The sequence below is a fragment of the Bisbaumannia pacifica genome (genome assembly GCF_007989625.1).
Taxonomy (GTDB): domain Bacteria; phylum Pseudomonadota; class Gammaproteobacteria; order Pseudomonadales; family Halomonadaceae; genus Bisbaumannia; species Bisbaumannia pacifica.
Window position 1 is genome coordinate 1 of the sequence record NZ_BJUK01000031.1, and the last position, 14,412, is coordinate 14,412.

Genomic DNA, 14,412 nt, shown 5'->3' on the forward strand with positions numbered 1-14,412 from the left:
TTTGCGGAGTGCCTGTCCCCAGGAAAGCCCCGGGGCTTGGTCACGGTCATATGGCGGCCCTGACTCGATAGAATCAGCAGTAACGCCAAGGGGCAGCATGTTATGCTGCCCCTTTGCCGTTTAGCCATAGGGAATAACCCTGTGAAATATAAGGATTTACGGGACTTTATCGCGGCCCTGGAGGCCCAGGGCGAGTTGCAGCGAATCGGCGCCGAGGTGGATCCCTACCTGGAGGTCACCGAGATCTGCGATCGCACCCTGCGGGCCGGCGGCCCGGCGCTGCTGTTCGAGAACGTCAAGGGCCACGACATGCCGCTGCTGGGCAACCTCTTCGGCACCCCGCGCCGGGTGGCTCTGGGCATGGGGGAGGACTCCGTGGCGGCGCTCGGCGAGGTGGGCAAGCTGCTCGCCTACCTCAAGGAGCCGGACCCGCCCAAGGGGCTCAAGGACGCCTGGGAGAAGCTGCCGATCTTCAAGCAGGTACTGAGCATGGGGCCCAAGGTGGTCAGCAAGGCCCCGGTGCAGGAGGTGGTGCTGGAGGGGGATGCCGTCGACCTGGATCGGCTGCCCATCCAGCACTGCTGGCCCGGCGATGCCGCGCCCCTGGTCACCTGGGCCCTGGTGGTCACCAAGGGCCCCCACAAGAAGCGCCAGAACCTGGGGATCTATCGCCAGCAGAAGCTCGGCCGCAACCGGTTGATCATGCGCTGGCTCTCCCATCGCGGCGGGGCCCTGGACTTCCAGGAATTCCAGCAGGCCCACCCCGGCGAGCCTTTCCCGGTGGCGGTGGCGCTCGGCGCCGACCCGGCCACCATCCTCGGCGCCGTGACCCCGGTGCCGGACTCGCTCTCCGAGTACGCCTTCGCCGGGCTATTGCGTGGCTCGCGCACCGAGCTGGTCAAGTGCGGCCACGCCGACCTGCAGGTGCCGGCCTCCGCCGAGATCATCCTCGAGGGCTTTATCCATCCCGAGGACATGGCCCCGGAAGGCCCCTATGGCGACCACACCGGCTACTACAACGAGGTGGAATCCTTCCCGGTCTTCACCGTGACCCGCATGACGATGCGCCGCGACGCCATCTACCACTCCACCTACACCGGGCGTCCGCCGGATGAGCCGGCGATCCTGGGGCTGGCCCTCAACGAGGTCTTCGTGCCCATCCTGCGCAAGCAGTTCCCGGAGATCGTCGACTTCTACCTGCCCCCGGAGGGCTGTTCCTACCGCATGGCGGTGGTGACCATGAAGAAGCAGTACCCGGGTCACGCCAAGCGGGTGATGATGGGGGTGTGGAGCTTCCTGCGCCAGTTCATGTACACCAAGTTCGTGATCGTGCTGGACGACGACGTGGACGCCCGCAACTGGGAAGACGTGATCTGGGCCATCACCACCCGCATGGACCCGGCCCGGGATACCCTGCTGGTAGAGAATACGCCCATCGACTACCTGGATTTCGCCTCGCCGGTGGCGGGGCTCGGGTCCAAGATGGGCATGGATGCCACCAACAAATGGCCCGGCGAGACCGACCGCGAGTGGGGCACACCCATCGTGATGGACGAAGCCATCAAGGCCCGGGTCGACGCCCGCTGGGACGAGCTGGGTATCGAACTGCCGGCGACCAACCACAAGAGGACATCATGACGGCCAGGACAGTGACCTGCCATGTCGCGGCGGTGGAGGATCTCACCCCCGACGTTTTCCGCGTGACCCTGGAGGGGCGGCCCGAGGCGCTGTCCCATGCCCCGGGGCAATACCTGGAGCTGCAACTGGAAGAGGGCACCTGGGTGCCCTTCTCCATCGCCAACGCCCATGTCGATGACGGCATCCTGGAGCTGCATATCCAGCACTGGCCGGAGCGTTCCAACTCGGCGCGACTGCGCGAGATGATGCAGCACGCCGCCCAGTTGACCCTGCGTCTGCCCAGTGGCGATTGCGTCCTCGACCGCGACAGCCGGCGTCCCCTGACGCTGATCGCCGCCGGCACCGGCTTCGCCCAGATGAAGGCCATCCTGGAGGCGGCCTTCGCGGCCCACGAGCGCCCCATCCAGCTATGGTGGGCGGTGCGCGAGCGCCGCGACCTCTACCTGGAGAGCCTGGCCCGGGAGTGGACCGAGCGCTATCCCCACTTCCGCTTCCACGGGGTGATGGAGGTGGCGCCGGAGGAGCCCTTCGACGGTGAGCGCATCCAGGCCCATGTGGGCCGCATCGACGCCGCCCTGCGGCAGGGCCTGGGTTCGGTGGCCGGGCACGATGTCTACCTCTCCGGCTCGCCGGGCATGGTCTATGCCTGCCTGGATACCTTGGCGCCCCTGGGCCTGGAGGCGCCGCGAGTCTTCTCCGATGTCTTCGCCTATGCCCCCCGGGAGCCGCTGCTGCCGAGCCGCGAGGCCTCGTCGTGAGTGCCTCGCCGGTATTGATCACCGGCGGCGCCCAGCGCCTGGGGCGCCATTGCGCCGAGCGCCTGCTCGACGATGGCCACCCGGTGATCATCAGCTATCGCCGCGAGCGCCCGGAGCTCGACGAGCTGCGTCGCCGCGGCGTGGTGACCCTGGCGGCGGATTTCGCCAGCGAGGCGGGCATCCTCGACTTTATCGCTCGCCTCAAGGCCGAGACCAGATCGCTGCGCGCCATCGTGCATAACGCCAGCGACTGGGCGCCGGACACCACCGGGGATGAGGCGGGGACCAACTTCGAACGGCTGTTCCGGGTGCATATGCAGGCGCCCTATCTGATCAACCTGCATTGCCGCGAGCTGCTGGAGGCGTGTAGCGAGCCTCAGCGGGATATCGTGCATATGACCGACTATGTGGTGCGCAAGGGCTCGAAGAAGCATGCCGCCTATGCCGCGAGCAAGGCCGGCCTCGATAACCTGACCCTGTCGTTCGCCGCCCTGTATGCCCCGCGGATCCAGGTCAATGCCATCGCCCCGGCGCTGATCATGCTCAATGAGGGGGATGACGAGGCCTATGCCGAGAAGGCCCGGGCCAAGTCGGTGATGGAGATGGTCCCGGGACCCGGGGTGATCTATCAGAGCCTGCGCTACCTGCTCGATAATCGCTACGTGACCGGGGTGACCCTGCCGGTGGATGGCGGTCGTCACCTGCGTTGAGGGCCGCCCCCTCGGGGCGGCTAGACTGAAGACACATTCGTTGATTGAAGGAGCAAGACGATGGCTCACGATCCCAATTTCAAGGACGATACCGGCGTGCTGCTGGTCGTCATCGGCCTGGTGGTCTTCCTCGGCATGGCGGCGCTGCCCGGCACCATGGCCCTGGTACGCCTCTTCGGTTAATGGCCCGTAGCGAGGTTGCTGGGTCATTACAGTTGGAATAGCCGAAGGGCGCTGGGGGGAGGCCGGAGCAAAGCGTCTTTTTCATGGGTAAGGAGCACCGCTCCGAACGGGAAAGCCATGGATGGCTTACCCAGGCCCTGGAAGCGGAGCAGGATAGCGTAGCTTCGCAGGAAAAAGTCGAGCGCCCAAGGACGGGTTCACAGCGTCTTTGCGAAGGTTTACCCCCAGACAGCCCCGTGCCACCAGGAGGCGGAAGCACTTACTGTGATAGCCCTGCCCCGGCCGGGGGTTGCCAAGCGGCCTGGGCCGTGTAGGATGTAACGACGATTCCCATTCGTGACGGAGCCCCTGATGCCCAACCGTAGCCTGTCTGCCCCGCTGTCTCTCACCGCTTCCGGCGGCGAGTGCGTGCTGGGCGCCGGCTGGCGCGGTTATGGCTATTGGTTTAGCGCCGGCGTGCCGGTGGCCAGGCGCTGAGCCCAGCCACCAGGCGCGCCCCGCAGAGGGTTGCCGCCAGCGAATCGAACCCCCGGACGGCAACCCCGCCCGGGGGTTCTGCGTTCTGGGAACCACATAGACAGCCAACTGACAGGAGTCAGCCGATGTTCGACCGCGATCCCTCCGCCGCCCTTCGCCCCGCCTCCCTGGCCTATTACGGCTATGGTGGCTGGCGATTTAGCGGCGCTCGGTCGGCATCAGCTGCCACCTCCGGCCGGGTGATTCTGGGTGGCCACGCCAACCGATGCCATGACCGGAGTCCATTACGATGAATGCCCCTCTCGCCCTTGCCGAGCAACCCCAGTCCCCCATGACCGAGTCGCTCGAACGGCCCCTGCCGAGTCCCGCCCAGCTACGCCAGCGCCTGCCCCTGGATGCCGACCAGCGGGCCCGTGTCGCCGCCCAGCGCGAGGCCATCCAGGCCATCCTCGAAGGGCGCGACGATCGCCTGCTGGTGGTGGTGGGGCCCTGTTCCATCCATGATCCTAAGGCGGCCCTGGACTACGCCCGGCGCCTGGTGCCACTGGCCGAGGCCGTCGCCGATCGCCTGCTGGTGGTGATGCGGGTCTATGTGGAGAAGCCACGTACCACGGTGGGCTGGAAGGGTCTGGCCTATGATCCGCACCTGGATGGCAGCGACGACATGCCCCGGGGGCTGGCGCTCTCCCGGGAGCTGATGCGCGAGATCGTCGACCTGGGCCTGCCGGTGGCCACCGAGCTGCTGCAGCCGATGATCGCTCCCTACCTGGAGGACCTGCTGGCCTGGGCCGCCATCGGTGCCCGCACCACCGAATCCCAGATCCACCGCGAACTGGCCAGCGGCCTGGGGGCCGTCGTGGGCTTCAAGAACGGTACCGACGGCGGCATCCAGGTGGCCATCGACGCCATCCAGGCCGCCGCCCGCGCCCACCATCACTTCGCCCTCGGCGCCGAGGGGCAGCCGGTGATGCGTACCACCCCGGGCAATGCCCATACCCATCTGGTGCTGCGTGGCGGTCACGGCGAACCCAACTATCAGGCGTCACACGTGGCCAAGGCGCGCCGGGCGCTGAGCGAGGCGGGGCTGACGCCGCGGCTGATGGTGGATTGCAGCCATGCCAACTCGCGCAAGGATCATCGCCGCCAGGGCGAGGTGCTGCTGGAGGTGCTGGCCCAGCGCCTGGCCGGCGAGACGGCGCTGTGTGGGGTGATGCTCGAGAGCCATCTCCACGAGGGCAAGCAGCCGCTCAAGCCCGGGGCACTACGCTACGGCGTCTCGGTGACCGATGCCTGCCTGGGCTGGGAGAGCACCGAGCATCTGCTGCAATTGGCGGCTCGGCGGCTGCGCTGAATTTACCCGCGGGCGGTATCACGGGATAATCGCCAGCCATCCCGTGATGCCCAGGACCTTATGCCGATGATGTTCCGCTTCGAGACCCATGACCCCGAGACCTACCGGCGCAAGGCGCGCCTGATCAGCCTGGCCATGGCGGGCCAGCTGCTGGTCTTCGGGCTGCTCTTCTCCCAGTTGCTGGTGTATGCCTTCGGCTCCAGCATCTGGCTCAATGCCCTGGGCGTGCTGCTGGGGCTGATCGCCACCAGCCTGATCTTCGCCGCCCTCAAGGAGCGGCCCTGGATGAGCGAGGTGCGCTATGTGTGGCAGCTCAAGGGGAACCTCTCCCAGGTCAGCGGTTACCTGGGCGCGCTGCGCGAGGCGGTGGAGCAGGGCAACAACTCGGCGCTGCATCTGTTGACCTTCTACCACCAGGGCATGGCGCAGCTCGCGGAACTCAATGGCCGCACCCTGGACGACGATGGCGAGTTGCTGGCGGAGCGCCTCAAGGTGCGCCAGCGCCGCGCCGAGCGCGGCCTGCCGGAGCGCGTGGAGGGGTTCGACCCCCAGGATCTGCAGGCCTTTAAAAAGTCCTGACTAAGCGGCTAGCAATATCCCACGTAGCCGCCGGGCTTGCCGGCTCGCTCCTCTCCAGGACGAAACCCTGACGCTACGCTCGCGACTGACGCGTCGGGCCGGACCGAGGTCCCTCTCGCCGGCCCTAGATACGACATCCCTGTCGATCCCCGCTAGTCGCTCGCTTCTCGTCAGCGTCCTGGCGACGTCGCTGCGCTGGCCAGCCCGGCTTGTCCCGCTGAGCGGAGTGTGGCGGTACCGAATACCCTGCGCCTTTGCTGTGCCTTGCTATGCCTTGGTGGCATAGGCGTAGAGCAGGGTCTCCTGGGCGCTGATCGGCGCCGCCTCGCCGGGGTGCTGCTTCAGGTAGCTGCCGTCGGGCTGCAGCAGCCAGCTCTGGCAGTTATCCACCAGATAGGTCTCCAGGTCCTTGCGGACCCGGGCGGCCAGTTTCTTGTCGCGCAGCGGGAAGCAGGTCTCCACCCGGTGGAACATGTTGCGGGTCATGAAGTCGGCGCTGGAGCCCCATACCTCGCCCTGGCCGTCGTTATGGAAGTAGAAGACCCGGGTATGCTCCAGGAAGCGGCCGACGATGGAGCGCACGCGAATGTTCTCCGAGATGCCCGGCACCCCCGGTCGTAGGCAGCACTGGCCGCGGATGATCAGGTCGCATTCCACCCCCGCCTTGGAGGCGCGATAGAGGGCGCGGATCAGCTTGGGCTCGGTCAGCGAGTTGCACTTGATGATCAGGTGGGCGCGGCGCCCCTGGCGGGCGTGCTCCGCCTCCCGGTCGATCATCGCCACCAGCCCCTCGTGGAGGGTGAAGGGGGCATGCAGCAGGGCCTCGATGCGTCGCTGCTTGCCCATCCCCGAGAGCTGCTGGAAGAGCTGGAAGACGTCCTCGCAGAGCACCGGGTCGGCGGTGAACAGGCTGTAGTCGGTGTAGAGGCGTGCCGTCTTGGTGTGGTAGTTGCCGGTGCCCAGGTGGGCATAGTAGCGAAGCCCGCCCCGTTCGCGGCGCACGATATGCAGCAGCTTGGCGTGGGTCTTGTAGGCCATCACCCCGTAGATGACGATGGCCCCGGCCTCCTGCAGCTTGGCCGCCAGGGCCAGGTTATCCGCCTCGTCGAAGCGCGCCCGCAGCTCGATCACCACCGTGACCTCCTTGCCGCCCCGGGCCGCCTCCACCAGGGCGCCGACGATCGGCGAGTCGGCGCCGGTGCGATAGAGGGTCTGCTTGATGGCCAGCACCTCCGGGTCCCGGGCCGCCTCCGCCAGCAGGTCCTCCACCGGGGCGAAGGACTGGAAGGGGTGATGGAGCAGGATATCGCCGCCGGCGATGGCATCGAAGAGGCTGCCGCCCCGGTTCAGCGCCTTGGGCAGGCCAGGGGTGAAGGGGCGATAGACCAGCTCGGGGCGCGCCACGTCGTCGATCACCGCCATCATGCGGGTCAGGTTGACCGGACCGTTGACCCGGTAGAGGTCGCTCTCCTCCAGCTCGAACTGCTTGAGCAGGAAGTCGGCCAGATCCTCCGGGCAATTGTCGGCCACCTCCAGGCGCACGCCGCTGCCGTAGCGCCTGGCGAGCAGCTCGCCGCGCAGCGCCGAGGCGAGGTCGGAGACTGCCTCCGGGTCCACGGAGAGGTCGGCATTGCGAGTCAGGCGGAACTGGTAACAGCCCTTGACGCGCATGCCCGGGAAGACCTCGCCGGCATGGGCGTGGATCATCGAGGAGAGGAAGACATACTCCTTGATACCCTCCGCGCAGAGCGACTCGGGCAGGCCGATCAGCCGCGGCAGCGAGCGCGGCGCGGGGAGGATGGCCAGGCCTCCCTCGCGGCCGAAGGCGTCCTTGCCCTCCAGCTCGACGATAAAGTTGAGGCTCTTGTTGACCAGCCGCGGGAAGGGATGGGACGGGTCGAGGCCGATGGGGCTGATCACCGGCTGGATCCGCGATTCGAAGTAATCCGCCACCCAGTTGGCCTGCTCCGGCGTCCAGTCCTCGCGGCGCCGGAAGCGGATGCCTTCCTCCTCCAGGGCCGGCAGCAGCAGTTCGTTGAGGATGCGGTACTGGCGCTCCACCTGCTCATGGGCCAGTCGCGAAATCTCGGTGAGTAGCTGGGGCACCGGCAGGCCGTCGGCACCGCTCTCGTCGCGACCCAGGGCCAGGCTGTGCTTGAAGCCGGCGACGCGGATCTCGAAGAACTCGTCCAGGTTGGAGGAGAAGATCAGCAGGAAGCGCAGGCGATCCAGCAGCGGGTGCGCCGGATCCAGGGCCTGCTCCAGGACCCGGATATTGAACTCCAGGTGGGAGAGCTCGCGGTTGATATACAGGGCCGGGTCGTCCAGGGCCGCCTCCGGGGCCGGCAGCGGCTTGGCCTTGATGCCGGGGCGGTGGCGGTTGAGGCGCAGCTCCCCGGCGGATTCCCCGCGCTGGGGAGCCTGGGCACTAGGCGAGGTCTGAGGGCCGTGCAGCGTCGTCATCCGTGTCTCCTCGGGTGATGACGAGGCACGGCCCCGTCATCAGGCGTTGTTGAGCAGTCGCGCCGCCCGCTTGGCGAAGTAGGTCAGCACCCCATCGGCGCCGGCGCGCTTGAAGCAGAGCAGTGACTCCAGGATCACCCGGTCGGCATCCAGCCAGCCGTTATCGAAGGCCGCCATATGCATGGCGTACTCCCCGCTCACCTGATAGGCGAAGGTGGGGACCCGGAGTTCCTCTTTGACCCGGCGCACCACGTCCAGGTAGGGCATGCCGGGCTTGATCATCACCATGTCGGCGCCCTCGGCCAGGTCGAGGGCCACCTCGTGGAGGGCCTCGTCGCCGTTGCTCGGATCCATCTGATAGGTGGTCTTGTCGGCACGCCCCAGGTTGGCGGCGGAGCCCACGGCATCCCGGAAGGGGCCGTAGTAGTTGGACGCGTACTTGGCGCTATAGGCCATGATCCGCGTATTGACCAACTGCTCCTGCTCCAGCACCTGGCGAATGGCGCCGATGCGACCATCCATCATGTCCGAGGGGGCCACCACGTCGGCGCCGGCCTCGGCGTGGGAGAGGGCCTGCTTGAGCAGGGTCTCCACGGTGCGGTCGTTGTGGACATAACCCTCCGCGTCGAGGATGCCGTCCTGCCCATGGCTGGTGTAGGGGTCGAGGGCCACGTCGGTGATGATGCCCAGTCCCGGCACGGCGGCCTTGAGGGCGCGCACGCTGCGCTGCACCAGGCCCGAGGCGTTATAGGCCTCCTCGGCCAGCTCGCTCTTCAGCTCGGCGTCCACCACCGGGAAGAGCGCCAGGGCGGGAATGCCCAGCGCATGAGCCTCCCTGGCTTCCTCGATCAGCAGGTCCAGGGATAGCCGCTCGACCCCCGGCATGGAGGGCACCGCCTCGCGGCGGTTCTCGCCGTCCAGCACGAAGACCGGCCAGATCAGGTCGGCGGGGGTCAGCACGTTTTCACGCATCAGGCGGCGCGAGAAGTCATCCTTGCGCATGCGCCGCAGGCGCGCCGCGGGGAACTGGCGAGACGTCATCAGGCTCAAGGTCATTCTCCGGTCGAGGCCGCCCCGTCGTCCGACTATCGCCCATGGCGATGACAGTTCGGTGACAGTGGCGGGAGGGATCGATGGGCCCCTGGGGGCATGGGAAGGCAGTATATCAGGGCGGCTCGAGCCTCGGCAGGCGCCGCTTGTCGCACCCCGGGCGAGCCTCTAGAGTAAGGTCTCCACTGTTTCCCTGGGGCCCGCGGGGCGGGCCGAATGCGAGGAGTCGAAGATGACCAAGAAGGTAGCGGTGATTCTGGCCGGGTGCGGCGTCCAGGACGGTGCCGAGATCTACGAGACGACCCTGACCCTGCTGCGCCTGGATCAGCGGGGCATCGAGTATCGCTGTTTCGCCCCGGATATCGCCCAGCGGGAGGTGATCGACCATCACCGCGGCGAGGCGCTGGAGGGCGAGACCCGCAACGTCCTGGTGGAGGCCGCGCGCCTGGCCCGGGGCGAGGTCAGTCCCCTGGCCGAGCTCGATGCCGAGGCCTTCGATGGCCTGGTGCTGCCGGGTGGCTTCGGGGTGGCCAAGAACCTCTGCGACTTCGCCCTGGCCGGCTCCGACATGGAGGTGCTGGCGCAGCTACGCGATGCCGTGGTGCCCTTCCATGAGGCGCGCAAGCCCATCGGCCTGATGTGCATCGCCCCGGTGCTGGTGCCCAAGCTGCTAGGCAGCGGCATCGCCGTGACCGTGGGCAACGACCCGGGGGTGGCCGGTGCCATCAGCAGCATGGGCGGCCTGCATCGCAGCTGCGCGGTGGACGATATCGTCGTCGACCACGAGAACCGGGTGGTCACCACCCCGGCCTATATGCTGGCTAGTCGCATCAGCGAGGCGGGGGAGGGCATCTTCAAGCTGGTGGACAAGCTCGACGAGCTGATGGCCTAACCGGCGAAATCGTTCGCCTTCCTTGCCTGGAGCTCAGGCGGTTGGTTGGCAATAAAACACCGCCGTCGTGGTAGCCCACGGCGGCGGTGTTTTTATGGTGACAAGTGCCCTAGGAGCGGTCGTCGCCGGTGCTGTCGCTCGACTTCGCGTTCGGCTCGGCCTCGGCTGCCGACGTGGCGCGGCGCTGGCGGGCCAGGCGACCGAACAGCAGGCCTACCTCGTAGAGCAGGTACATGGGCACCGCCAGCAGGCTCTGGGAGATCACGTCCGGGGGGGTCAGCAGCATGCCGATCACGAAGCAGCCGAGGAAGATATAGGGGCGCTTCTTGGACAGGCTCTCCACCGTGGTGGCGCCGGAGGCGATCAGCAGGAAGGTGGCGATGGGGATCTCGAAGGCCACCCCGAAGGCGAAGAACAGCTTGAGGACGAAGTTCAGGTAGGCGTTGATATCGGTCATCACCGTCACGCCTTCCGGCCCGGTCTGGGTAAAGAACTGGAACAGCAGCGGAAAGACCACGTAATAGGCGAAGGCGGCGCCGGCGTAGAAGAGCAGTACGCTGGAGGCCAGCAGCGGTATGGCCAGGGCCTTCTCGTTGTCGTAGAGGCCCGGGGCGACGAAGGCCCAAGCCTGGTGCAGCACATAGGGAATGGCGGCGAAGACCGCCACCACCAGGGTCAGCTTGAAGGGGGCGAGGAAGGGCGAAGCCACCTCGGTGGCGATCATCTGGGAGCCTTCCGGCAATAGCGCCATCAACGGCTGGGCCACGAAGGTGTAGATGTCGTTGGAGAAGGCGTAGAGGCCGAGGAAGATCACCAGGATCGCCAGCACCGCCCGCATCAGCCGCGAGCGCAGCTCGATCAGGTGCTCGATCAGCGGGGCCTGGGCGAGGTCCTTGGGGTCGGGGGTCTGGCTCATGGGGCGGAGGAGTCCTTGGCGCGGGAGGTGGCACTGTCCTGGGGGGCGGCGGGCGCATCCTCGGCGCCACCAGCGTGGCCGCCCTTGCGCGCCAGCGCATCATCCAGACGTTCCAGGGGGCTGCTCCCCTCCCGACGCTCGCCCTCCCCGGGGGACGAGGCCGGGTCGCCTTCTGCCGGGGGCTTCGAGGAGGGCGAGGCGGCAGAGGAGCGGGTCGGTTCGGCCACGCCTTCGACGCCGCGCCGGGCCTGATTCAGGCTCTCGTCGAGCTTCTTCTGCTGCTCGTTGAGCTTCTGGCGCAGCTCCTCCGCCTCCAGTTGGGCGCTGATCTCACGCTGCATGCCGGAGACGGTACGCTTGATCTTGCCGATCCACAGTCCCAGGGTGCGGGCGGCCTTGGGCAGGCGTTCGGGGCCCAGCACCAGCAGGCCCACCACGCCGATTAGCAGCAGCTCGAGGAAGCCGATATCGAACATGGCGGTCTACTTGCGCTCTTCCGATTCCTCGGACTTCTGCTCGGCCTTGACGTCATAGGTGTTGCCCTGGTCGTCGTGGCGCACCTGGGCCTGGCCGGTCTCCTCCTCTTTCTTCTTCTCTTCCTCGTTCATGGCGCTCTTGAAGCCCTTGACGGCGCCGCCCAAATCGCTGCCCACGTTGCGCAGCTTCTTGGTGCCGAAGATCAGGATGATAATGCCGAGTACGATGAGCAGCTGCCAGATACTGATACCGCCTAACATAGTCTCTCTCCTTCAGAGGGCCGGCTCGTCGGGAGCCTGACCTGCATTGTCATTGCCGGGCGGCCTTCTCGTCCAGCCCGGACATGCCGAAGCGGCGCGCCAGCTCCTCCAGCACCGCCCGATGCGAGATATCCAGATGCGATAGCATCACCAGGCTATGAAACCACAGGTCGGCGGTTTCGGCGACCAGGGCGTGGCGCTCGGCCTCGCCGCCGGTCTCGGCGTCCTTGGCGGCGAGCAGGGCCTCGGTGGCCTCCTCGCCGACCTTCTCGAGGATCTTGTTGAGCCCCTTGTGATGCAGCGAGGCCACATAGGAGCTCTGGGGGTCGGCATGGCGGCGCTCGTCCAGCACCGCTTCGAGTCGTTCGAGGATATCGCTCATCGATGACACTCCAGGGTCAAGGGTCGGAATCAGTGCCAGGCCAGCAGCAGGGCGCCCAGCGCCGCGGCGGCGAGCACCGGCCAGGGCTGTTGCCCGGCCCAGGCCAGCAGCGGCTGCCAGGCCAGGGCCAGGGCCAGCAGCAGCACGCCGAAGCGCAGGCGGCGGGCGCCCCGGGCGGCATGCTTGAGATGGCGGCGCATGCCGGCCAGGGCATCGCTCTGGCGGCGGCGCTGCTGGCGCTCCGCCTCCACCTGGGTCAGGGCCTGGTGGGCCAGTACCGGCAGCTCCGGCAGCTGCCGGGTCAGTTCCGGCGCCTGGCGCTTGAGCGACTCCAGGAAGCCGCGGGGGCCGGCGCGCTCCTTCATCCAGCGCTCCAGGTAGGGCTTGGCGGTACTCCACAGGTCCAGGTCCGGATAGAGCTGGCGCCCCAGGCCCTCGATATTGAGCAGGGTCTTCTGCAGCAGCACCAGTTGCGGCTGGACCTCCATATTGAAGCGTCGGGCGGTCTGGAAGAGCCCCAGCAGCACCTGGCCGAAGGAGATGTCCTTGAGGGGCTTCTCGAGGATCGGCTCGCACACCGCGCGGATGGCGGCGGCGAACTCATTGGCCCGGGTGCCCTCGCCGACCCAGCCCGACTCGATATGCAGGGCCGCCACCTCATAGTAGTCCTGGTGGAAGAAGGCCAGCAGGTTGCGGGCCAGGTAATCCTGGTCCTCGCGGGTCAGGCTGCCGACGATGCCGCAGTCGATGGCGATGTACTGGGGATCCTGGGGCTTGTCCTCGGCGACGAAGATATTCCCCGGGTGCATGTCGGCGTGAAAGAAGTTGTCGCGGAAGACCTGGGTGAAGAAGATCTCCACGCCCCGCTCGGCGAGTTTCTTGAGGTCGGTGTCCCGGGCCTCCAGGGCCGCCAGGTCGGCCACCGGGATGCCGTGAATGCGTTCCTGAACCATCACCCCGCGGCGCGTCAACGGCCAGTGAATGGCCGGCACGTAGAGCAGCGGCGACTGCTTGAAGTTGCGCTTGAGCTGGGAGGTGTTGGCGGCCTCCTTGTGCAGGTCGAGCTCGTCGAAGAGGGTCGCTTCGTAGTCGCGGACCACCTCCAGGGGACGCAGGCGGCGCGCCTCGGGGACCAGGGTGAGCAGCCGCGCGACCCGGTAGAGCAGCGCCATGTCCTGACGCATCACCCGCTCGATGCCGGGGCGGATGATCTTGACCACCACGGCCTCGCCGCTATGCAGGGTGGCGGCATGCACCTGGGCGATGGAGGCGGAGGCCAAGGGGGTACTGTCGAAGCGGGCGAAGGCCTCGGTCAGGCTCATCTCCAGCTCTTCCTCGACTCGCGCCACCGCGGCCTCGCCGGGGAAGGGCGGCACCTGATCCTGGAGGCGGCGCAGCTCGTCGGCGATATCCGCGGGCAGCAGGTCGCGGCGGGTGGAGAGCATCTGGCCGAATTTGACGAAGATCGGGCCCAGGGCCTCCAGGGCCAGGCGCAGGCGTTCGCTGCGCGCGCGCGGGCCGATGGGGACCAGGCGCAGCGGCGAGAGCAGCAACAGCAGGCGCAGCGGCAGGGGCAGGCGGTCGAGGGGAATCAGGGTGTCCAGGCGGTAGCGGGTGACCACCCAGAAGATGCGTACCAGGCGCAGGGTCATGGGCCGGGCTCCTCGATGGCCTGCGCCAGGCGTCGCAGGCGGGCCAGCCGCGCCTCGAGGCGATCGGCGGCCACTTCCAGGTCGGTGAGGTGGTCGCGCAACACCTCCAACTGGCGTCGCGCCGGCAGTAGGCGGATCTCTTCGCTGAGGTATTCGCTGAGGTCGCTGCGCAGCTCGTGATGGCTGCGTAGGCCCCAGCGGGTCAGGCGGCGCAGCCCCTCGGCGAGGCTATGGGCAGGCACGTCACCCAGCCAGTCGGCCAGCTCCGCCTCCCAGTCCAGGTCGAGGTCGAGCAGCAGGTCGCGGGCCTGCTCCAGCAACGGCACGCGGCCGCGTACCGCCAGCTTGCCCTGGAACATCAGCCGCTCGACCGATTCGCCGCCGAGTAGGGCGCCGAGGGTCTCGGCATCCAGCTCGACGATGGCATCGGCGTCATGCTCTTCGCACGCCTCGGCCCGCAGCAGCATCAGGCCCCGGTCATGGAAATGCACCAGCAGTGCCAGGGCGGGGCGCTCCAGGCGCAGCAGCAGGCGACCGCCATTCAGGCGGGCGAGGCGCCTCGGGGCCGCGGGGTCCCGGGCCAGCAGGGCGTTAAGCGTGGATTCGAGGGCGGCCAGCAGCATG

Annotated in this window: 16 protein-coding genes; 8 read left to right on the top strand and 8 right to left on the bottom strand. The window is 67.6% G+C overall.

Annotated elements, in window-relative coordinates:
• Window positions 1-141 precede the first annotated feature (141 nt).
• The 7 genes from ubiD to HPA02_RS12735 all read left to right on the top strand — a co-directional run bounded on the left by ubiD (window position 142) and on the right by HPA02_RS12735 (window position 5,696).
• Window positions 142-1,638 carry a 4-hydroxy-3-polyprenylbenzoate decarboxylase gene (gene ubiD / locus HPA02_RS12715; protein WP_146803581.1) on the top strand — a complete coding sequence of 499 codons (1,497 nt, stop codon included), beginning with the start codon at window positions 142-144 and terminating at the stop codon, window positions 1,636-1,638.
• Window positions 1,635-2,396, top strand: a complete 762-nt coding sequence (locus HPA02_RS12720) for an NAD(P)H-flavin reductase (RefSeq protein WP_146803582.1) — start codon at window positions 1,635-1,637, stop codon at window positions 2,394-2,396. Before ubiD ends, HPA02_RS12720 begins: the two co-directional genes overlap by 4 nt.
• On the top strand, window positions 2,393-3,106 hold the full coding sequence (gene folM / locus HPA02_RS12725; RefSeq protein WP_146803583.1) for a dihydromonapterin reductase: 714 nt from the start codon (window positions 2,393-2,395) through the stop codon (window positions 3,104-3,106). Before HPA02_RS12720 ends, folM begins: the two co-directional genes overlap by 4 nt.
• Before the next feature lie 60 nt (window positions 3,107-3,166).
• Window positions 3,167-3,289, top strand: coding sequence for a hypothetical protein (locus HPA02_RS18565; RefSeq protein WP_269750153.1), 123 nt, complete (start codon window positions 3,167-3,169; stop codon window positions 3,287-3,289).
• 351 nt (window positions 3,290-3,640) lie between these two features.
• Window positions 3,641-3,766, top strand: coding sequence for a hypothetical protein (locus tag HPA02_RS18570; RefSeq protein WP_276508217.1), 126 nt, complete (start codon window positions 3,641-3,643; stop codon window positions 3,764-3,766).
• A gap of 289 nt (window positions 3,767-4,055) precedes the next feature.
• Window positions 4,056-5,117 carry a 3-deoxy-7-phosphoheptulonate synthase gene (locus HPA02_RS12730; protein ID WP_146803584.1) on the top strand — a complete coding sequence of 354 codons (1,062 nt, stop codon included), beginning with the start codon at window positions 4,056-4,058 and terminating at the stop codon, window positions 5,115-5,117.
• Window positions 5,118-5,183: 66 nt separating this feature from the next.
• The gene (locus tag HPA02_RS12735; protein WP_146803613.1) at window positions 5,184-5,696 is read left to right on the top strand and encodes a DUF3087 family protein; all 513 of its coding nucleotides are present in this window, start codon (window positions 5,184-5,186) and stop codon (window positions 5,694-5,696) included.
• A gap of 267 nt (window positions 5,697-5,963) precedes the next feature.
• Here the strand turns inward: HPA02_RS12735 and ppk1 are convergent, their stop codons facing one another.
• Together ppk1 and hemB are read right to left on the bottom strand one after the other, a co-directional pair.
• A complete protein-coding gene (ppk1, locus tag HPA02_RS12740) occupies window positions 5,964-8,159 on the bottom strand; it encodes a polyphosphate kinase 1 (RefSeq protein ID WP_146803585.1) in 2,196 nt (731 codons plus the stop codon).
• A gap of 39 nt (window positions 8,160-8,198) precedes the next feature.
• Entirely contained in the window at window positions 8,199-9,200 is a 1,002-nt protein-coding gene (gene hemB, locus HPA02_RS12745; protein WP_371832435.1) for a porphobilinogen synthase, read from the bottom strand.
• A 241-nt stretch (window positions 9,201-9,441) separates the two neighbouring features.
• Between hemB and elbB the strand changes: the two genes are divergently transcribed.
• A complete protein-coding gene (gene elbB, locus HPA02_RS12750; protein ID WP_146803587.1) occupies window positions 9,442-10,101 on the top strand; it encodes an isoprenoid biosynthesis glyoxalase ElbB in 660 nt (219 codons plus the stop codon).
• A 109-nt stretch (window positions 10,102-10,210) separates the two neighbouring features.
• On the opposite strand, the gene tatC is transcribed toward elbB, so the two are convergent.
• Genes tatC through HPA02_RS12780 form a run of 6 tightly spaced genes read right to left on the bottom strand, consistent with a single transcriptional unit; the run spans window position 10,211 to window position 14,411 of the window.
• On the bottom strand, window positions 10,211-11,017 hold the full coding sequence (gene tatC, locus HPA02_RS12755; protein ID WP_146803588.1) for a twin-arginine translocase subunit TatC: 807 nt from the start codon (window positions 11,015-11,017) through the stop codon (window positions 10,211-10,213).
• A complete protein-coding gene (tatB, locus tag HPA02_RS12760; RefSeq protein WP_146803589.1) occupies window positions 11,014-11,493 on the bottom strand; it encodes a Sec-independent protein translocase protein TatB in 480 nt (159 codons plus the stop codon). Before tatB ends, tatC begins: the two co-directional genes overlap by 4 nt.
• 6 nt (window positions 11,494-11,499) lie before the next feature.
• Window positions 11,500-11,754, bottom strand: coding sequence for a Sec-independent protein translocase subunit TatA (gene tatA, locus HPA02_RS12765; protein ID WP_146803590.1), 255 nt, complete (start codon window positions 11,752-11,754; stop codon window positions 11,500-11,502).
• Between the two features lie 49 nt (window positions 11,755-11,803).
• Window positions 11,804-12,136 carry a phosphoribosyl-ATP diphosphatase gene (locus HPA02_RS12770; RefSeq protein ID WP_146803591.1) on the bottom strand — a complete coding sequence of 111 codons (333 nt, stop codon included), beginning with the start codon at window positions 12,134-12,136 and terminating at the stop codon, window positions 11,804-11,806.
• Between the two features lie 29 nt (window positions 12,137-12,165).
• Window positions 12,166-13,788, bottom strand: a complete 1,623-nt coding sequence (gene ubiB, locus HPA02_RS12775) for a ubiquinone biosynthesis regulatory protein kinase UbiB (protein ID WP_146803592.1) — start codon at window positions 13,786-13,788, stop codon at window positions 12,166-12,168.
• Window positions 13,785-14,411, bottom strand: a complete 627-nt coding sequence (locus HPA02_RS12780) for a ubiquinone biosynthesis accessory factor UbiJ (protein ID WP_146803593.1) — start codon at window positions 14,409-14,411, stop codon at window positions 13,785-13,787. Before HPA02_RS12780 ends, ubiB begins: the two co-directional genes overlap by 4 nt.
• Window position 14,412 lies beyond the last annotated feature (1 nt).